Here is a 19,066-nt window from a genome sequence, read left to right on the forward strand (position 1 = left end):
ACTTTACACATCTACGCATTTTTGTATATTTTGAATATCACCATACATTAGATTCACTTTTTTGATGGAAGTTCATGTTATTGCAGGTATTGGTTAGTATTTATGAAAACAATCGTTTCCCAAAAATTAATTACACCATATGACAGAAATTCAGTAAATTATGATAAAAACAGAACTAGGATCATTACGTAGATCACATTACTCTGATGAATTGAATCCATCAATGGATGGAAATGAGGTAACTGTAATGGGATGGGTTTTAACAGTTAGAGGACATGGAAATATTAGTTTTGCAACAATAAGGGACAAAAACGGAGACATTCCAATTGTTGCCAAAAAGGGAGATTGTCCTGATGATGTACGAGAAAAAATATCAATTTTAAAACCACATTCATCTATTGCAGTCATAGGCAAAGTAAAATCATCAGAAAAAGCACCAACTGGATTTGAAATCATACCAACTGAACTGAGAGTGTTTTCAGATGTTGAAAAAATTCCACCATTTGAGCCTTTAGCAAAAACAGTAAAAAACATAGATACAAGATTAGAAGTACGTCCAATTGACCTTAGACGTAAACCGTTACAACATATCTTTAATGTAAGAAGCCTAATTCTAAAAATAATTAGAGATTATTTTTACCAACAAAAATTTACAGAAATCAATACTCCAAAAATGATAGCTACTGCGACAGAAGGCGGAGCTGCATTGTTTCCAATATTTTATTACAATAAAGAAGCATTTTTAGCTCAAAGCCCTCAATTGTACAAAGAGCAACTAACTATGAGTTTTGAAAAGGTATTTGAGATTGCACCTATTTTCAGAGCAGAACCTTCAAGAACTAATCGTCATTTGGCAGAAGCCATATCAATTGATTTAGAAGAATCTTTTGTGGATTACAATGATGTGATGGACAGAATTGAGGAAATCATAAAAATATCAATAAAGACAGTTAATGAATATGTAAAAACTAATTCCGACTCAGAATTTATTGTTCCATCCATACCTGAACACATTCCGCGATATTCTTATGATGAATTAGTAGAAAAAATGCAAAAGGTAGGTGCAAAAACGGAGTGGGGAGATGACTTGTATCCTTCAAATCTCAAAAAGATTGGAGTTGAAGGGTTTTATTTCATAAAAGACTGGCCACTAGGCCCTAAACCATTTTACGTAAAAGACAGTAAAATAAATCCAAAAATTTCAGAATCATTTGATTTAATGTTTGGGGATTTGGAATTATCATCAGGAAGTACCAGAATCGAAAAAAGACATGAACTTGAAGAAAGAATGAAAAACAAAGGGATGAAAACTGATGCGTTTGAATATCATTTAGCAGCATTTGATTATGGAGTACCACCTCATGCGGGGTGTGGTATAGGATTAGAACGGTTAATTATGGCACTTACAGGCACAGAAAACATTCGCGATGTTACATTTTATCCAAGGGATGTAGACAGATTGACACCATAGATGATTTGAAAATGGTAACTCAAAAAGAAATACAGCATGTTGCAAAACTAATGAAAATCGAATTAATTGATCCATCCATTTATGAAAGAGTAGATAAAATGTTGGGATATTTTGACATTTTAGATTCTGCAGGTGTTGAATCTGAGGAAATAACTTTTAGAGAAATTCCTATCACTAACTTAAGAGAAGACAAATACATTCCATTTGATAAAAAACTCATTGAAAAACTTAATCACTATAAGGGAACATATGTCAGAGCTCCAAAGATGGTTTAATTGAACATTAAAATTTCAGCTCTGCAATTTACTAGAGACGTAAAATCAGGAAATTTATCAGCAGAAGAATTCATGGCAAAAACATTAGAGCAAATACAAAACGTAGACGACAAACTACATGCATTTTTATCAATAAATGATAATGCATTAAACCAAGCAAAAGAGATAGACAAGAAAATAAAATCAGGTCAAAAAATAGGAAAATGTTTTGGCATGCCAATCTCAATTAAAGACAACATTTGCATCAAAGATACAAAAACAACATGCGCATCAAAGATGCTTGAAAATTACATATCGCCATACGATGCAACAGTAATCACTAAACTAAAACAACAAGACGCAATCTTTGTAGGAAAAGTAAATTTGGATGAATTTGCAATGGGTCTCACTACAGAATTTAGCGCGTATGGTCCAAGTAAAAATCCATGGAATACCGATTATGTTCCAGGAGGTTCTTCAGGAGGTAGTGCTGTATCTGTTAGTGCTTTTGAGTGTGTCGCATCATTGGGTTCAGATACTGGAGGTTCCGTTAGAAACCCTGCTAGTTTTTGTTCAACTGTAGGATACAAACCAACTTATGGGTTGATTAGCAGATATGGATTAATCTCTTATGCAAACAGCATTGAGCAGATTGGACCTCTAACTAGAACAGTTGAGGATGCAGCATTCATGTTAAACCTCATTTCAGGAATTGATTCTAATGACAATACAACAGTCGATAACCACGGAGAGGATTATCTTAAAAACATTGATTCAGGTATCGAAGGCAAAAAAATAGGCATAATCAAAGAGATGATAGGAGAGGGAATTGATCCAGCTGTGCTTTCTGCAACAAAAGATGCAATTTCAAAATTGGAGGGATTGGGTGCAAAATGCGAAGAGATGTCTTTGGACATGGTAAAATATTCAGTTGCAGCATATTATACAATTACAGCCACTGAAGCAGGAAGTAATCTTGCAAGATATGACAATCTAAGATACGGGTATGATTTTTCTGTTGAAGGATACGAATTTAATTCATATATCGAAAAAGCAAGAAAAAATCTGGGTCCAGAGGTCACAAGAAGAATGATTATTGGAGGATTTGTTCCATCTGCAGGCCATGCTGGAAAATATTTTCTAAAAGCACTCAAAGTAAAAAACAAACTGACACGACAAATTAATGATGCATTTAAAAAATTTGATCTATTGATTGCACCAACAGTTCCAATATTGCCATTTAAAATTGGTGAAAAAATAGATGATCCTGTTGCATTATTTCTTGTCGATATTAATACAGTTACTGCCAATCTTACGGGAAAACCCGCCATATCAATCCCATTTGCAATAGTCAACGGATTACCAATCGGAATCCAACTCATCGCAAATTCAATGGATGATAAATTATTACTACAAGCAGCGCATGCATTAGAAAAAACGATAAAATTGCCAGAGGTACCAATTTGACAAAAATAGGATTAGAGATTCACTGTCAACTTACAAAATTAGAAAGTAAATTGTTTTGTTCATGCAAAGCAGATTATAGAGAGTTTGAACCAAACATCAACATTTGTCCAATTTGTATAGGATTGCCAGGAAGTCTTCCAATATTAAATCAAAAAGCAGTAGAGAAAGCTACAATGATTGCAATGGCATTAAATTGCAATACCCCAGAAAAAATTGCATTTTTTAGAAAAAATTATTTTTATCCAGATTTACCAAAGAATTTCCAAATAACACAACTTAACGTCTATGGAGATACCAGTGTAGGGGGTACTGGAACTCTAATGGTAGGAGAGAAAAAGATTAGAATAACCAGAATCCAGCTAGAGGAGGACCCTGGAAGATTAATTTATGAAGGAAGTTCTGAAAAAAATCTAATCACTTTAGTAGATTATAACCGTGCAGGCACACCGTTAGTAGAAATTGTAACAGAGCCTGACTTTGAGAATCCAAAAGAGGTAAGAGAATTTCTAAATATTTTATCAGATTTATTGGAAAATCTAGGAGTATCAGATCCTAGTTTAGAAGGAGCTATGAGGGCAGATGCCAATGTTTCAATTGAAGGCGGAAATAAAGTAGAAATAAAAAACATAGGATCATTTCACGATTTAGAAAAAGCAGTACATTTTGAGATTACACGACAACAGAGTCTTCATTCACGAGATATACCAATTATTCAAGAGACACGTCACTGGGATGATAAAAGAAAGATCACAGTACCATCAAGATCAAAAGAAGAAGATTTGGATTACCGATATTTTTTAGAAGGAGATATTCCATGGATAAAAATCAACGAAGAGATTAAAGAAAAATTAAAAACAGAAATGCCTGAGAGTATTAGTTCTAAAAAACAACGATATATTACAAAATACAATATTCCAACTCAAGTTGCAGAAGTTCTTTCATCAGACAAATTTTATTCAGATTTATTTGAAAATGCCCATACAAAAGAAAACGCAAAAGAAATTGCAAATATAATTACAACCGATTTAATGGGATTAGTAGATACTAGAGAAAAACGAGAAGAATCAAAATTAAAACCGTCACATCTCAGAGACATAGCGGATTCAATACTATCCAATAAAATTGCACGAAATTCTGCTAAAAATGCATTATATGAGATTGTAAAAACTGGGGATAATTTATCAGATATTATAGCTAAACTAGATTTAGGAAATATGACAACTGAATCTGAATTATCTGCAATCATTGAATTAGTAATTTCTGAAGAACCTAATGCCATAGAGCAAGCAAGATCAAATCCTCAAACAATTAATTATCTAGTAGGAAAAGTTATGCAAAAAACAAAAGGAAAAGCAGATCCTAGAATAACTTTGGATTTATTAAAAAAGAAGATTTAACAGCATGGTGTATTTATCTTTAGAAGACATAGAATTTATTAAAATACTAGCAAACTCAGACTCTTCCACATTGCAAGTAGGCATGAATGAGGCAACAAAATACAAATTAGATATCCAAATTGGAAAAATTTTACGAGAGTATTACAAAGAAAACACTATGAATTTAGAAACAGGATGGATAAAAAAATTTGAAAAAGCTGGAATTACAAAAGAGGAGGGCAAAGCTGCAATTGCATGTGCAAGAAGACTGGGGATGGACATATCATGATTTCAAAAATCTTTTTACATCAATTAGTTTCCTAAAGTAATAACTTGTCTGAGTTTGAGTTTATACCAACAAAAAATCAAATTCTTAAATCAAATATTTATAAATTTATGAACAAATTCAGTATTTCAGATATTAATCAATTATCCATCAAAGCAAATCAAAATTTAGAGTGGTTTTGGCAAGAAGTTAGTAATGAAATAGGAATTATTTGGGATGAACCATATACCAAAATTTTGGATACCTCAAAAGGAATTCAATGGGCAAAATGGTTTGTAAATGGCAATACTAATATCTACAGGTCATCAGTTGAAAGATTTAGCAATCTTACACCAAATAAAACAGCATACACATTTGTTTCAGAGGACGGGATTACTTCAAGTATCACATATTCTGAATTAAATCAAAAAGTAAACAAACTTGCAAATGCCCTTAAACAATTAAAAATCAAAAAAGGAGATGTAATTGCAATATTTCTGCCAATGATCGAAGAAGCGATAATTGCAATCATGGCTTCTGCTAAAATTGGTGCAATTCAAACAGTGATTTTTTCGGGATACAGTTCAGAATCATTACAAATTAGATTAAAAGATTGTAAAGCAAAAATTCTATTTGTTTGTGATGGGTTTCAGAGAAATGGCAAACTAATCTCTCAAAAACAAATTGTGGACAATGCAATAAAAAACACAGACATAGAAAAAATAATCATAACACAATACAAAGGAATAGATGATTATGAAGAATCTGATCAATGTGTTTTTTACAATAGTTTGGTATTTGGTCAAAGCACTAACTGCGATACGGAAATCACCAATTCTGAAGACCCTTTGTTTATTTTGTATACGTCTGGAACCACAGGAAAACCAAAAGGAGTTATTCATACACATGGAGGATTTTCAGTTTTTGCAGGATATCAGGCAGCATTCTTAATTGATATGGATAAAGAGGATGTTATTTTGTGGCCTGCAGACATAGGATGGATTACGGGACTTGTGTGGAATGTTTATGGTCTTTTGATAAGAGGAGCAAGTGCGGTACTTTATGACGGTGCATTAAACTATCCAAATTTTGAAAGAATTTGGGATATGGCATATAATCATAATGCTACAATTTTTGGTATTTCACCAACAGCGGTAAGATTATTTAAAAAAAATAACATTGAACCATTGAAACTTCATTCATATGAAAAAATAAAAAACATACCAACTACTGGTGAACCACTTGATGAAGATTCTTGGCGATGGTTGTTTGAAAATGTGGGAAATAAAAAAATACCAATTATGAATTTATCTGGAGGAACTGAAATCGGCGGTGCAATGTTATCAGTATTTCCAGGAATTAAATTAAAACCGTCAACTGTTGGAATTCCGTGTCCTGGAATGAATCTTGATGTGTTTGATGATGATGGAATGTCTATTCGTCAAAAAAATGGGTACCTAGTTATAAAATCTCCTTGGCCTGCAATGACAAAAGGATTGTTAAATGATGATTCTCGTTATTTACAAACGTATTGGTCACGATTTGAAAATGTTTGGTTTCATGGAGATTATGTGTATGTAGATAATGATGGCTTGTGGTATATGAAAGGAAGATCAGATGATGTCATTAATGTATCAGGTCACAGAATGAGTACTGCTGAAATTGAAGAAGTTGCAATATCACATTCTAAAATTTCAGATGCAGCATCAATTTCAATTCCAGACGATATTACTGGAGAAGCCATTGTAGTTTTTTTTGTAGTTGAAAACAAATCAGAACAGAGATTAGAAAAAGAATTATCTGACTACATTTCTGAAAAAATCGGCAAGATTGCACGTCCAAAATACATATTCAACATATCTGAACTTCCTAAGACACGAACTGGAAAAGTCATGAGACGGTTATTAAAATCAAAATTATTAGGATTAGAGTTGGGTGATTTATCATCTTTAGAAAATCCCATGGTATTAGATGAAATTTCCAAAATATAATTAATTTTATCGTAATAAGATTATCATTTTTTCAATTAGGGATTGTAAAATAAAATGTCGTCCCAACATTTTCTTCGCTTTCTACCCATATTTTACCTCCCAACCCTTCCACAATTCCCTTACAAATTGCCAATCCTAATCCACTTCCATCTCTTTTTCTACTGGTAGAAGTATCGATTTGATAAAATTTCTTAAAAATCTCTTTTTGGTTATCCTTAGAGATCCCCACACCATTATCTTTGACAAAAAATTGCATGAAGTCATTATCAGGTTTTGCGCCAATTACAATTTCCCCTTTTTCAGGAACTACAAAATCAATTGAATTTTTGATTAAATTAGAAAAAACCTGGTTAATTCGATCTCTGTCACTAAAAATTATAGCATCGCCATCATACTCTTTTAATAATGAAATTTTTTTTAGATTTGTTATTGGAGTAAAATCTTTAATTATCAAATCTAAAAATTCAGAAATTTGTATATCTTCTTGATTAAATACTAATTTCCCTAAATCTAATTTTTGAGTTGTTAGAATATCTCCAACCAGTTTTTGTAACTTTAAAGCGGATGAGTAAATTTCATTTATTGCATCTAATTGTTGATTGTTTAATGGCCCCATCAAATCTTGTTTTTGCAACATTTGCACATATCCCAATATTGGAACAAGTGGGGTTTTCAATTCATGAGAGATCATTGATGAAAATTCTACCTTTTTTTTATCAATATTCTTTAGTTTTTCAACATACTCGTTTTGCATAGATATGGTCTCTTCAACTTTTTTACCCATACTCTCAAAATTCATGATTAATTCATAAATTTCTTTAATGTTTGTGTTAAATGGTTTTTTATCGATTATCTTATTTGTTTTAGAAAACTCGGTCATGTTTTGTGCAAGCTTTTCAATAGGTTTTGTAATGCTTTTGGAAATGTATGTAGTACTAAGTAATGTACCTGCAGATACAGCAGTTGCAAATACCAATAAAATAATTCCAGTAGTGCCGTCAACTGCAGTGATATAATTTACCAGTCCCATGTAAAATATAATAAAACTAGACACACCTGAAACTAGAAATAAAATGTACTTAATTGGAATCATTAGTCATACCTCCAATTAGGAGGTAGCGGATTGAATGATTTTGGATAACAACAAATCAATGTCAATGGGTTTTAAGATATAAGATGAAACGCCCCGGTCTACTAATGCATCTAATCCTTCTTGTGTAATAGTAGATGCAGTAAATACAATTATCTTGTTATTTTTTAGCAAATTTTTGCTTTCTAATGATTCAATTACAGCATATCCATCAAATTCAGGCATAGCCAAATCCAATAAAACCACATCATAGTGATTTTCTTGAATTAATGCTAATCCTTGTTTTCCATCATTTGCTACTGTACATTTATGATTCTTTAATCCCAAAAACGTAGTTAGCATTTTTGTAATCTGTTCATTATCATCAATAATTAAAATATTCAATTCTTTGGAGTCCTTATCTTTTTTTTCTACATTTGTTCTGAATTTCATTTTTTATCTCCTTGAATTTTTTCAGACAACTTAAAATGTTGTTGTAAATGATTTAGAATTATTTTTTCTTGTTCAATCTCTCGTAATCTGTGTTCATATGTCATATCAGAACCCAATAATGTTTCCATACTAGTCTCATCTAAATTATGAGCTTTTTTCCAAATCAAACTAAATAATGAACGCAGTGTAGTTACAAATGTTTTAGAATCTGTCCAAATGGCAGTCATGTCTTTTACTTCGGAATTACTAATGAAGAACAATACTTCGTCATCATCCTTAATTATAAAGCAAAAATCTTCACGGTTTTTATCGTCTAGTTTTTTAATATTTTTACGTGGTAGATCTTCAAAAACATGCATACTTTTATTTGGATAATCTGTGAGAATTTTTAATTCAGATTTTGTTTTTTTGAGTAGGTCTATGAAATTAGTATGATAAAATCTTTTAAAATCAGTTTCAGTTCCTAAAACCAATATATTTTCTTTAGAATCTTTTACAATCTGTTCTAGTTTCACCAAAATTGAATTTCTTCCTTGTAATGTCTGAAATTTATTATCTTCAGATTTTTCTTTATTTCCAACATATTTTGGAATTGTTTTCCACAATTTTACAATGTTTGCTTTTCCTGTCTCTAACTCATTAATTCTATTTTTTTCATTACTGACTAGAATTGCAATTGATTCATCAATACCAACTGCGTTAAATTTTGTAGGTTTACCAAAGACTGAAAAAATTATTCCTTTTTGTTGTAACGTACTAAGTAAATGATATGTTTCGGTTCTAGGAATTTTAAGAGATTTTGAAATCTCTGATGCAGTTTTGATTCCTATTTTACTAAGATATAGATACACTTTAGCCTGATTTGGGGTCAAATCATACTTTATCAACAATCGATTTAACTCGTTTATTGGATTATCCAGAGCAAACATATCCTCCTCCAAAAACTCAACTGTCATTAGAAATTGTTACAATATTTGAAACATAACTGAATGTATGTTATTACGTGTTACAGATTCAAAAATAGGCACAGTTTCAACAATTTCAGATATTTACCGAACAATGAGACTGAGTAAAAGATCCCCTAGGAATAATTGCATTATAAAACCACCAGTAATTAGCAATAGATATGGTATGCCGGGAGTAATCCAAGTATTAGGAGTTGTACAATATTCTTCATTTTCTGCATGATGAATTGTAAAATTTAGCTTTCTTTTGCCTTTTTCAATTTTTTCAATGGAAAAACAGAATTTTGGGGTTTTTGCCCTATAACCTATTAACATCGCACAGATTTTTTTGAGTTTAGTTTCTTCAAAACCCTCAAAGATATTTTCATGTTTTCCAATTGCAATTGAGTTTCGGATGACATTAGCAATAAACGGGATTATGAATAATATTGCAGCATTAGATAATGTGGAAAATGGAGTCACAGGATTTTCAGAAAATGTGGCCATTGGAGCAATAACTGCCAATGCAATTAATGCAAATGCATCAGCACCGCCAAATAATCCAATCCTCCAAATGAGAAGAACAAAAGGTGCAATAATCAATGAAATTCCAATGTTAAATAAGTTAGGTAGTAAATCTGAATTTATAAAAACGAGTAAAAATCCAGCACCGCCAAATCCAATCCAATAATAATCATGAATTTCTCTTTTCCAAATATCTATTATTGAACCAATTATCAACATTACTAGAGCCAGCATAATCCCAATATGATCATAATTTAATAGAGATTCAATCATGATTTACTACACTTATATGAATAATTTAGTTCATTCTCTTTTAATGATAAAATATATCTAGTCATATCAAATGATTTTAAAATTTTTATCGATTTCGAATATTTGATATTTTTTCCTTGATTTCTTCAAATTTTTCTCCAATTCCTAATTTCTCAGTTATTGCATCCAATCTACCAATACGATTCAAAACAAATAATGCTCCAACAATAGATAACGGGATTGCGATAATGATCATATATGATTCATTAAATTCATACCATTGTTTTTGCTCTACCGTAACTGCTAGAGGTTTATTCAATATTTCAGCATGTGTATTTATTGAAGAAGAACTGAAACCATTTCCTGAAACTGTAGCTGAGATGGATACTGAATCTTGATCATTGGCTAAAACATGTGCAGATGCAACCCCGTTGTTATTAGTTATATTTTCAATTTTTAATATTTCTCCACCTAAAATAGTCCACTCTACATTAAATCCATCTAAAGCAGTATCAATCTGAGGTATAGCAACAGATAATTTTGCCTCTATCCTTTCATTCCAATTCATACCTCCAATTAACTCTATAGAGACAACAGGACTCACATCTACAATATTTAATTCATATTTAGATAATGGTAGATCTTCAGACAATAACGCAACTTCTATTAGTCCTTCATTTTTAGATTCCAATTTTATCGTGCTAAAGTATTCACCTTTTTTTATGATGACATTTTCAGGGATTTTTAATACAGATTCATTATTGGAGACAATTTTTATCAAAACATCTTTTTTTGCATATACAGGGTTACCAACAGAATCTAATAATTGAATTGTTGCTAAGCTTTCAGTATTTGTTAACAAGTTTTTGGCAAATGACATATGAATATTTGCAGGATCAGTAGTAGTACTAGTCATACTCATTGTACCCCCAAATTGACCTGCTTGAAAAGATAATGAAGTAGTCCCAATTTCTTTAGATTTTAAATCGAACAATACATATGGTTGATTTTTTTTAATTATTTGAGGTTCAGCATCTACAAAATTATTTGCAGATAAGGTTAAAACCGCATCTTCGATAAATGTGGTTACTCCAATTCTTCCATCCTCATCCTCCTCTTCATCAATAGTGGAAGTTGTTGTGCCTTCCTCAACTTCTTCAGATTCTAATAGATATGCTAAAACAGGAAATTCATGTTCAGCTAAAATCTTTGGCACTATAGGTTCAACAATCAAGGTGAGATCATCGCTTATTGGACCTATAGAATTTGCAGTTAATGATTTAACTCCACTAGTGTCGGTAACATAAAATGATATCGGAACTTTCGATGAAACGGTACCAGTATTTCCAAAAACTAGCACCGCGTTTTGACCCTTTTTCATGATGGGATTTATTGGATTAACTGTATTAGATTTAGAAGATGCAAAGTTAATTTCATAGTCTTTCTTTGCCATTACAGGAACAGTTACAGAAACGAGTTCTCTCTCAGATGTACCTAATGTGCTAGACCCAGTCTTTCGTGAAACTTCAATATCTGTTTCAAAATAAGTTACAGCAATAATTTCTTTTTTTCCTGTGGTTAAAAATGGTAACACGGTAGTAACTGAGGGACCTTCACCCTCCAAAGAACCAACATCGTCATGAGTTATTACGATAGAGCTTCCTTTGGTAAGATAGTTATTAGTTGAAACATACATGTTCAATGTTTGTTCATTGGTATCAATGAATTTTCCCAAATTAGGCCTAGGTGTAAATGTAGTATATGCAGAATATTCTCCTTTTTTGATAACTAATTCTTTGCTGCTAAATTGAATTTCTTCAAAGTCATGACTAGTATTCATCGATACATCTGGATTTTCTACTCCCAATTTCAGGGCTATATCTTCTTCAGCTATAACAGGAAAACCAGAACCGTCTAAAAGTTGAACTATCGCATATCCTTTACCGCCACTAAAACTATTGTATCTTTCTGGTATAACAAATAATTGAACTTGTAAAGGATCAGTTGCTTTTCTTACATGTATAAACTGACTAATTTTTTTCATATTATCAGCACTTGCAAAAATTATTGCATCACCTGAATTTTCTATATCAAACTCAGAAACTGCAAAATATTCTCCTTTTTTAATTACCATTTCTGAATTTCTGATATTAATAATATCATTATTTGGAGTTTCAATTTTTATCATAATATCTTCAGTAGCTACTGTAGGTAATCCACTAGTAGTTGCTAACTCGACAGATACATACCCAAATCTTGGACCATCTATAGGAAAATCATTTGGAGTAACTTTCATTAAAATTTGAGTAGGATAATTATTATTATTAAAAACTTCAAGAGTTATTTCTTTGGATGTAAACCCCGGTGCAGCTAATGCAATATTAGCAATTCCAGGTTTTATTGCCTTAATTTGAACGTTTTTTGTATATCCAATATTATTCTCTTGAACACTAATTATTTGTATTACTGAATTATCAGAACTTATTACTTTAAGATTATCCACTGTTCTAGGGATCATCATATCATTTGAGGTTACAAATATCTGTAATGTTCCCTCGGTATTTTCCAATAATTTTTCAGGGTGAAGTTGATAGCCAAATTGGGCTGTAGATTGTGCGTAAGCAGGAAAAACAACTACACCACACATTACCAATAATCCTAAAAAAATTACTTTCAATCTATAGAAAATTATTAAATTTTTGATATATCAAACAGTGTGAAACATAACAATACATACTGCCTAACTAAATATCGTAGAAACGCTGAAGATTTTTGATTGAATTATAATTATTGAGCCTATAGCTATGAGTATTAATATTATAGAGTATCGATAACCTGCAGAATATGAGCCAGTTGTAATTTTGCCTAAAAAGAGTCCAGACAACCAAGATTGCACCAAAATTGCTATTCCTAATAATTGAAATCGATCATCAGATTCTAATTGTAATTGATTTTGTTTTACCTCATCAACTTCTAAATTTGTACTTAAACCAGTAAGAGAATCAATTACCAATAAGGTTGTAAACCCGGTAATTCCTATCAACATAAATCCGACTAAGACATATGGTTTTAGCATTTCTCTTTTTTCTTTTTCAATATTTCGAATTTTTTCTGAAACACCAGCTAATGTATCTAATGTTGCAACATTACCACCTCCAGAGGAAATAATCTCAAATAAAACCCTGAAATTAATTAGAACATGAAAATCGGTTGTTTCTTTTTTAATAAACATAAAAATATCTTCTAATGTCATCCCCCATTCTAATTTATTGGAAATGCCATTTGCCACTTTGTTAAATAAACCAAAATCATTTCTCTTTGTTGCTCGAATAACACATGTTTCAGGACCAAGTCCTGCTTTTCTTGCTTCTGCAACATCTCTTAAAATTATTGATGAACCAGATTCTGCATCAAGTGAAAATTTGTATCTGTTTTGAAATTTTAGTGCAGGCCATAATGCAGATACTGCCAACGCACCACCTAAAATATACAAACTAAATGCAGGAAAAAGATCTAGATAAATTATTACAATGGATACAAGAATTCCAGGAATTCCAAACATGATAACTTTTTTTATTTCAATCTCTTGTATTTTTGAACGATTCACAGATTTTGCTAAGAATATAAATAATCCAGATACAATAGGAGGCATAAAAATTACTAAATAAAGAGGATCAATATCAGTTTCCAACGGAGCAGGGCCAATTCCCCCAGTAGTAGTTGCGGTAATTATGATATATACTGCCAAAATAACAATTTGCATTGTCATGTATGTATCTACAAGTGCTTTTACTTTTTCAACTAGTCCCTTTTGAGCACTTTCATAAATTTCAAAAGCACTAGTCATTTTTGTTTTAAGGTAATTAACCACATCTCCACCGCTTTGAATTGCACCGACATAACCACTAAGGAATTCTCCAAAATTAGACGGTCCATTATCTTTTACTTCCGCCATAACCAAGAGTGGATCCATCCCCAAAATATCGATTTTTTTTAAAATTTTTAGAGATTCGTTTCTAACAACAGGTAAAAGTTCCATCTCTTTTATTTTAAGAAAAATGGTATAGGGTCCAAATCCACTTGTTGCAAGCAATGTAACTATGGTGATGAAAAAAGGTAACTCAGTATCTATTTTATTATTTAATTTTTTTTGTTTGTCTTTTTTCTCATATTTTTTTATAAAAGACATTTATCCACCATACTCAATTTTTTTTAGCATTGTTTCTGGGTCTCTATAATATTTTCCAATATTTTCTGCTACTTTGGCATAACTTCGAATTCCACGTTCTAATAACCACTTTAAAACAATTTTTCGTTTATCATATTCTTCCAAAATATCTTCCATATTTCTTCCAGTTTGAACTGCAATTCTATTTAGCATCACACTGTCATCTAATTGAGCATTAAAAAAATCAGATTTTGGATCCCAATCAAATGCAGAATGATACGAATCAGCACTATTAATCTCTTGAACAGATATTGCTTTTCTAGTACTTTTTCCATCCTGACCTTTTACTCGTCTAATTATGATTGCACAATTCATCAATGAGAGATAAGAGGGAGGTATATCCATTGGTTTTTGTTGTAATCTTTTTCCTGCAGATTCAAGACTATCAGCATGCATTGTACAAAGACCACCATGCCCTGTAGCCATAGCTTGGAACATGACATATGCCTCAGCACCCCTGATTTCTCCCACTACAATATAATCAGGCCTATGTCGTACACCTGATTTTATCAAATCATACAATCCAATTTCCCCTTCTCCTGTAGGACCAAATCCAGTTCTAGCAACTAAACTGAACCAATTTTCATGTTTAATGTTAATTTCAGCAACATCTTCAACTGAAAATATTTTATAATCAGGATTAACAAGTCCAGTTATTGCATTTAGTATGGTTGTTTTTCCACTACCAGTTGAGCCAATTACCATTATAGACATTTTTGCTTCCATCAACATCCACAAATAAGCTGCAATATCTACGCTAATTGTTCCAAAAGAAATTAAGTCAATAATAGAATAGGGATCTTGTTTGAATTTTCTTATTGTAAAACTGGTTCCTTTTGGAGTAACTTCTTTTTGATACAAAACAGAAATTCTATGGTTTCCTTCTAATGCTAAATCTGAAATCGGATATGCTGAACTAATGTGTTTTCCAGCTCTAAACACAATTCTAGATACAAATGAATTTAATTTATCACTTTCAAATTTTATGTTACATGGGATACTATCATATTTTCTGTGCCAAACATAGATAGGGGTATCTATACCACTACAACTAACATCCTCGATATTTGGATCATACATAAGTGAATCTATCAATCCGAAACCTGCAATGTCTCTCTCCAGATAATATTTTACTTTCTCCATACTTGCTAGAGGATAATTCTGAAATATTTTTTCATTTTCTTTGAGAATTTTATTTACAAATGATGTAAATCCAAAATCTTTTTCAATATTTTCAGGAGAATCTAAATTTTCTTCAATTAATCGATATAATTGATTATAAATAACTTGTTCAGATGGATTAAGTTTTGTTTCATCTACTTGAAATGAGATACTTCCATTTTCTTCGTTTTGTAATATATTGGCATAGCTAAATGGAGCTTTAAGAGGATAAGTTTCAATCACCGTTGTTCCTTTTTGGTTTTGAAGTTCACTTAAAAAATCACTTTTTAGAAAACTTTCTAAACCTTGTTCATCTTTTATTTTTCCCATTTTTTACCTCAAAAATAGATTTTTGGATAAGATAACAAAAATACCCCCTATCCTAGGATTTGCCTTGTATTGTTACGCTTTGTGGTGCACCTGTTTTTCCAGCAAATATGTTTACACCTGTATTTGCTCCAGAGTCTAATGGTGATAGAGTGCCATTAGTTAACTTGAAGTAGATAATTGCTGATTGTCCAGGAGTCAAAGATACCGGACCTGTAGCAACATCTGCACAGATGTCATCAGTTGCAGATCCGCCACTTAGTTCAAGTATGGTAACAGGGTTACATGCAACATTATTAGTTAGACCACCTGCTACTCCTGACCATCCAGTATGATTTAGCGCCTGTTGGAATAAGGTTGGTGTTACAGTTACATCTGGATACCATTGTCCAAATGGAATATCCGTTCCTCTGATCTGAATTTTGTCAACGGATACCACTTTATCACCTGTATTTCTTACACCTGCTGCACCCCAAGCTAATCCGTTTGCATCTGTAGCGTGTACCCATACCTTAACACCAGATACTGAAATTGCTTCTGTTTGAGTACCACCTTGAAAGAGACTAGCACCATACAAAACAACTCCTGAACCTAGTACAACTGATGCCACCAATATGATGACAGTTGTAAGTACTGTACTTAATGCACGACTTTTGGTTAGTTTGGTTGTCATTATTACTACGTTTGTATTTTTTTAGTGGGTTATGTAGGCAAGTATGTAATTTTTTTGAATTACAGATAAGAAAAATTTACCCTAGTTTGTGTGTAATTATGATTGGCCTTGTATTGTTACGCTTCTAGGTGAACCGGTTTTTCCAGCAAATATGCTTACACCAGCATTATTTCCAGAGTCTAATGGCGATAGAGTGCCATTAGTTAACTTGAAGTAGATAATTGCTGATTGTCCAGGAGTCAAAGATACCGGACCTGTAGCAACATCTGCACAGATGTCATCAGTTGCAGATCCGCCACTTAGTTCAAGTATGGTAACAGGGTTACATGCAACATTATTAGTTAGACTACCTGTTACTCCTGACCATCCAGTATGATTTAGCGCCTGTTGGAATAAGGTTGGTGTTACAGTTACATCTGGATACCATTGTCCAAATGGAATATCTATTCCTCTGATCTGAATTTTGTCAACGGATACCACTTTATCACCTGTATTTCTTACACCTGCTGCACCCCAAGCTAATCCGTTTGCATCTGTAGCGTGTACCCATATCTTAACATCAGATACTGAAATTGCTTCTGTTTGAGTACCACCTTGAAAGAGACTAGCACCATACAAAACAACTCCTGAAGCAAGTACAACTGATGCCACCAATATGATGACAGTTGTAAGTACTGTACTTAATGCACGACTTTTACAAGAGATCATCTTCAATTAACATACTAACAAAATAGCATAATATCTAACAGAGCATGTAATTTTTTTGAATTACAGATAAGTAATAATTTACTAGAAATTACCTAAATCAATGAATTTATTGATAGTCAATAAAAAGGCAAAGCCCCCCTTTCTCGAATGAAAAGTTGGTTATGACCTAAATCATGATGTTGTGTGAGATGTTGGAAATTAGTTAAATCTTCGATACATCATGTCGATATAATGTCTGAGATTCGTATTCCTTGGTCAAATGATTTTCAATTAACATGGGATGATTTTGTAGGGCCCATAGAACAGAATAACTCTCAAATGGCATGGACACATACTTGGCTAGATTATTCATACGATATTAAATTGGTTGAAAGAAAAACACAAACAAAATTTGAAATTACAAACATCAAGGTTACAGCATATTATCGAAAATCTATATCTTGGGTTAAATCTGAAATGAAAATTAGGTCAGATCAATCAAAAATCTTGAAGCATGAACAAGGGCACCTCGATCTAGCTGAATTACATGCCAGAAAAATTGAGAAGAAAATGAAGGATGATTTTAACGGAAAACATTTTTCATGTAAAGGTAAAACACATGATGAAAAACAAACATTTGCACAAACACGAGCAAAAGTACTTCTCGACGAAATCTATACTGAAGGTCTTAAAAATTGGCATAGATATGAATCCGATTATGATGAAAAAACAAATCACGGATTGAAGGACATAGTGCAAATTAAGTATGATTCAATTTTTGATAAATTGCGAATTTAATGACTCTCAAAAATCACAAAAATCATTATAATATAAAATTCCTCAAAGGTTATGGTCATTCTATTTCTATAAAAAATTCTAAAATTATTCTTAAAGACTGTCATGATCCTTTCTCAGAATCAACCACAGAATCATGGTACATCAAAAACATGCCTTATGAGAAAATCGTACTTCAGGGTAAAGGATACATTTCAACTGATGCTTTGGCATTATTATCTGAAAATAACAGAAATGTAATTTTACTAGACAATCACGGAAAGCCAGTCACTTATCTGAATCCAGTAATGGAATCATTAACTGCAACTAGAAATAGAATCGCTCAATATGATACATTTCGAAATAAAGAGAAATGTCAGTATCTACAAAAAATGATTGTAAAGGCAAAACTAGAATCTCAAATACGATTCCTCAAATTAACAGAACGAGATGAAGTAAAAGAAGCCATTTCAAAACTAGAGATTCATCTATTAAATCTAGATGATCATTCTCCAATCAGTAACGAATCAAAGACATCTCATATCTACTTTAGAGCATTTGCAAAACTAATTCCCGAACGATACGAATTTTCATCCAGAAATCCGTCTTATGTGGGACTGGCAAAAAATAACGCCACAGATATCATCAATGCCTTGTTAAACTATGGCTATTCTGTTCTAGCTGGAGAGATTTCCAAATTTGTAAATGGATTTGGTTTGGACGCTTACTATGGATTTTATCATAAATCTCATACTGGTTTTCAGCCTCTAGTGTATGATATGATGGAGCCATTTCGTTGGTTAGTTGATTATACAGTGTTTAAGATATCTAACATCAAAGACCACAAACAGAGAATCCGACTAGATGAATTTACACATACTAGAGACGGAATTGTGATTATGGAGTATAATTTGATCAGGAAATTTTTGGAATTACTTGAAAGAACATTCCAGTCTGAAAGACGGTATTCCTTTAGACATGGTGCAAAGACAAAAGATGGATTGAAAAATGTTCAAGAGATTACAATTGCGAAGGTATCCGTTCAGAATTTAGCAGAGTATTGTTTACGAAAATGAATTAAATTTAATATCTAATTCGGAAGTGAGATCGATTTACCATGTAAATCAGGTAAAAATCCAACATAACACC

The 19,066-nt window shown here is 32.1% G+C and carries 17 protein-coding genes; 8 read left to right on the plus strand and 9 right to left on the minus strand.

What is annotated here, in order from left to right; translation table 11 throughout:
• Positions 1 to 160 precede the first annotated feature (160 nt).
• From aspS to K5782_RS00980, 6 genes are all read left to right on the plus strand, one after another.
• On the plus strand, positions 161 to 1,471 hold the full coding sequence (gene aspS, locus K5782_RS00955) for an aspartate--tRNA(Asn) ligase (protein ID WP_297463217.1): 1,311 nt from the start codon (positions 161 to 163) through the stop codon (positions 1,469 to 1,471).
• Between the two features lie 11 nt (positions 1,472 to 1,482).
• On the plus strand, positions 1,483 to 1,746 hold the full coding sequence (locus K5782_RS00960; RefSeq protein WP_297463219.1) for a hypothetical protein: 264 nt from the start codon (positions 1,483 to 1,485) through the stop codon (positions 1,744 to 1,746).
• The gene (gene gatA / locus K5782_RS00965; RefSeq protein WP_297463222.1) at positions 1,747 to 3,192 is read left to right on the plus strand and encodes an Asp-tRNA(Asn)/Glu-tRNA(Gln) amidotransferase subunit GatA; all 1,446 of its coding nucleotides are present in this window, start codon (positions 1,747 to 1,749) and stop codon (positions 3,190 to 3,192) included.
• Positions 3,189 to 4,589 (plus strand): Asp-tRNA(Asn)/Glu-tRNA(Gln) amidotransferase subunit GatB, encoded by a 1,401-nt coding sequence (gatB, locus tag K5782_RS00970; RefSeq protein WP_297463225.1) that lies wholly within the window; start codon positions 3,189 to 3,191, stop codon positions 4,587 to 4,589. Before gatA ends, gatB begins: the two co-directional genes overlap by 4 nt.
• Before the next feature lie 4 nt (positions 4,590 to 4,593).
• Complete coding sequence (locus tag K5782_RS00975; protein ID WP_297463228.1) at positions 4,594 to 4,857, plus strand: hypothetical protein; 264 nt, start codon at positions 4,594 to 4,596, stop codon at positions 4,855 to 4,857.
• Positions 4,858 to 4,964: 107 nt separating this feature from the next.
• Complete coding sequence (locus K5782_RS00980) at positions 4,965 to 6,824, plus strand: AMP-binding protein (RefSeq protein WP_297463231.1); 1,860 nt, start codon at positions 4,965 to 4,967, stop codon at positions 6,822 to 6,824.
• 31 nt (positions 6,825 to 6,855) lie between these two features.
• On the opposite strand, the gene K5782_RS00985 is transcribed toward K5782_RS00980, so the two are convergent.
• The 9 genes from K5782_RS00985 to K5782_RS01025 all read right to left on the minus strand — a co-directional run bounded on the left by K5782_RS00985 (position 6,856) and on the right by K5782_RS01025 (position 17,164).
• Positions 6,856 to 7,917, minus strand: coding sequence for a HAMP domain-containing sensor histidine kinase (locus K5782_RS00985; protein ID WP_297463234.1), 1,062 nt, complete (start codon positions 7,915 to 7,917; stop codon positions 6,856 to 6,858).
• Positions 7,918 to 7,932: 15 nt separating this feature from the next.
• Positions 7,933 to 8,346, minus strand: coding sequence for a response regulator (locus tag K5782_RS00990; protein ID WP_297463238.1), 414 nt, complete (start codon positions 8,344 to 8,346; stop codon positions 7,933 to 7,935).
• A complete protein-coding gene (locus K5782_RS00995; protein ID WP_297463241.1) occupies positions 8,343 to 9,302 on the minus strand; it encodes a helix-turn-helix domain-containing protein in 960 nt (319 codons plus the stop codon). The genes K5782_RS00990 and K5782_RS00995 overlap by 4 nt, the downstream gene beginning before the upstream one ends.
• 93 nt (positions 9,303 to 9,395) lie before the next feature.
• Positions 9,396 to 10,088, minus strand: a complete 693-nt coding sequence (locus K5782_RS01000) for an A24 family peptidase C-terminal domain-containing protein (RefSeq protein WP_297463243.1) — start codon at positions 10,086 to 10,088, stop codon at positions 9,396 to 9,398.
• Positions 10,089 to 10,173: 85 nt separating this feature from the next.
• Complete coding sequence (locus K5782_RS01005) at positions 10,174 to 12,744, minus strand: hypothetical protein (RefSeq protein ID WP_297463245.1); 2,571 nt, start codon at positions 12,742 to 12,744, stop codon at positions 10,174 to 10,176.
• Positions 12,745 to 12,807: 63 nt separating this feature from the next.
• Positions 12,808 to 14,256: a type II secretion system F family protein gene (locus tag K5782_RS01010; RefSeq protein ID WP_297463248.1), complete on the minus strand. Its 1,449-nt coding sequence runs from the start codon at positions 14,254 to 14,256 to the stop codon at positions 12,808 to 12,810.
• A complete protein-coding gene (locus K5782_RS01015) occupies positions 14,257 to 15,786 on the minus strand; it encodes a type II/IV secretion system ATPase subunit (RefSeq protein WP_297463251.1) in 1,530 nt (509 codons plus the stop codon).
• Positions 15,787 to 15,838: 52 nt separating this feature from the next.
• Positions 15,839 to 16,456, minus strand: coding sequence for a hypothetical protein (locus tag K5782_RS01020; protein WP_297463254.1), 618 nt, complete (start codon positions 16,454 to 16,456; stop codon positions 15,839 to 15,841).
• 96 nt (positions 16,457 to 16,552) lie between these two features.
• Positions 16,553 to 17,164: a hypothetical protein gene (locus K5782_RS01025; RefSeq protein ID WP_297463666.1), complete on the minus strand. Its 612-nt coding sequence runs from the start codon at positions 17,162 to 17,164 to the stop codon at positions 16,553 to 16,555.
• A 231-nt stretch (positions 17,165 to 17,395) separates the two neighbouring features.
• Between K5782_RS01025 and K5782_RS01030 the strand changes: the two genes are divergently transcribed.
• Both K5782_RS01030 and cas1 read left to right on the plus strand, forming a co-directional pair.
• Positions 17,396 to 17,941: a DUF922 domain-containing protein gene (locus K5782_RS01030; protein ID WP_297463256.1), complete on the plus strand. Its 546-nt coding sequence runs from the start codon at positions 17,396 to 17,398 to the stop codon at positions 17,939 to 17,941.
• The gene (gene cas1, locus K5782_RS01035) at positions 17,941 to 18,993 is read left to right on the plus strand and encodes a CRISPR-associated endonuclease Cas1 (protein ID WP_297463258.1); all 1,053 of its coding nucleotides are present in this window, start codon (positions 17,941 to 17,943) and stop codon (positions 18,991 to 18,993) included. The genes K5782_RS01030 and cas1 overlap by 1 nt, the downstream gene beginning before the upstream one ends.
• Positions 18,994 to 19,066 lie beyond the last annotated feature (73 nt).

The organism is Nitrosarchaeum sp. (assembly GCF_025699065.1).
Lineage (GTDB): Archaea > Thermoproteota > Nitrososphaeria > Nitrososphaerales > Nitrosopumilaceae > Nitrosarchaeum.

Excerpts from the sequence above, each read along its gene's own strand:
- aspS (WP_297463217.1), top strand. The coding sequence starts at position 161 with ATGATAAAAACAGAACTAGGATCATTACGTAGATCACATTACTCTGAT.
- K5782_RS00960 (WP_297463219.1), top strand. The coding sequence starts at position 1,483 with ATGGTAACTCAAAAAGAAATACAGCATGTTGCAAAACTAATGAAAATC.
- K5782_RS00975 (WP_297463228.1), top strand. The coding sequence starts at position 4,594 with ATGGTGTATTTATCTTTAGAAGACATAGAATTTATTAAAATACTAGCA.
- K5782_RS00980 (WP_297463231.1), top strand. The coding sequence starts at position 4,965 with ATGAACAAATTCAGTATTTCAGATATTAATCAATTATCCATCAAAGCA.
- K5782_RS00985 (WP_297463234.1), bottom strand. The coding sequence starts at position 7,917 with ATGATTCCAATTAAGTACATTTTATTTCTAGTTTCAGGTGTGTCTAGT.
- K5782_RS00990 (WP_297463238.1), bottom strand. The coding sequence starts at position 8,346 with ATGAAATTCAGAACAAATGTAGAAAAAAAAGATAAGGACTCCAAAGAA.
- K5782_RS00995 (WP_297463241.1), bottom strand. The coding sequence starts at position 9,302 with ATGACAGTTGAGTTTTTGGAGGAGGATATGTTTGCTCTGGATAATCCA.
- K5782_RS01000 (WP_297463243.1), bottom strand. The coding sequence starts at position 10,088 with ATGATTGAATCTCTATTAAATTATGATCATATTGGGATTATGCTGGCT.
- K5782_RS01010 (WP_297463248.1), bottom strand. The coding sequence starts at position 14,256 with ATGTCTTTTATAAAAAAATATGAGAAAAAAGACAAACAAAAAAAATTA.
- K5782_RS01015 (WP_297463251.1), bottom strand. The coding sequence starts at position 15,786 with ATGGGAAAAATAAAAGATGAACAAGGTTTAGAAAGTTTTCTAAAAAGT.
- K5782_RS01020 (WP_297463254.1), bottom strand. The coding sequence starts at position 16,456 with ATGACAACCAAACTAACCAAAAGTCGTGCATTAAGTACAGTACTTACA.
- K5782_RS01025 (WP_297463666.1), bottom strand. The coding sequence starts at position 17,164 with ATGATCTCTTGTAAAAGTCGTGCATTAAGTACAGTACTTACAACTGTC.
- K5782_RS01030 (WP_297463256.1), top strand. The coding sequence starts at position 17,396 with ATGTCTGAGATTCGTATTCCTTGGTCAAATGATTTTCAATTAACATGG.
- cas1 (WP_297463258.1), top strand. The coding sequence starts at position 17,941 with ATGACTCTCAAAAATCACAAAAATCATTATAATATAAAATTCCTCAAA.